The sequence below is a fragment of the Streptomyces alkaliterrae genome (genome assembly GCF_007097205.2).
Taxonomy (GTDB): domain Bacteria; phylum Actinomycetota; class Actinomycetes; order Streptomycetales; family Streptomycetaceae; genus Streptomyces; species Streptomyces alkaliterrae.
In genome coordinates, this window is the sequence record NZ_VJYK02000684.1 from 1 (window position 1) to 579 (window position 579).

Annotated in this window: 1 pseudogene; it reads right to left on the reverse strand. The window is 73.1% G+C overall.

Annotation, left to right across the window (positions count from 1 at the left end):
- Positions 1 to 579: pseudogene (locus FNX44_RS28460) on the reverse strand (hypothetical protein); the annotation flags it as partial.

A 579-nucleotide genomic window follows, 5' to 3' on the forward strand; every position in this document is an offset into this window, starting at 1 on the left:
CTCGCCACCGAACTGGAGGAGAGCGCCGCGTCCCCGCCTCCGCCCGGCGCGGCGCTCTCCTCCAGTTCGGTGGCGAGCGCGGCCAGGTTGACGCGGGTGTAGAGCTTGCTGTCGACGGACTTGAAGGCGAAGACGTCCTTGCCGCCGAAGTTCACGGCGGTCGCGTTGTCGACCCGGTCGCGGGCGTTGACGTCGCGCAGCGGCTTGCCCGCGCTGACCGCCGCGGCGATCTCCAGATCGGCGAGCAGTCTGGCGTGCTGCCGCGCGTGCGGGCCCTTGCCCGGGCCGTCGCCCTCCTGGAGGTAGGCCAGGATCTCGGCGGGTGTGGCGTCGAGGCGGGCGGTGACCGACACGCTCTCCTGTTCGCCGAGCTTGGCGACGGCGTTCTTCACCCGCATCGCGGAGGTGAGGTGGTCGGCGGTGGAGCAGGCCGTGGCGGTGGTGAGCAGCAGGGTGGCCGAGGTGAGCGCGACGGCCGTGCGGGAGAGGGGACGGGACGACTTGATCTCGGGCTCCTTCGGGTGCCGGGGGCGGATGCCGGAGGGAAGGCGCGGCTCCCATTGTGCGCCCCCGCCCACG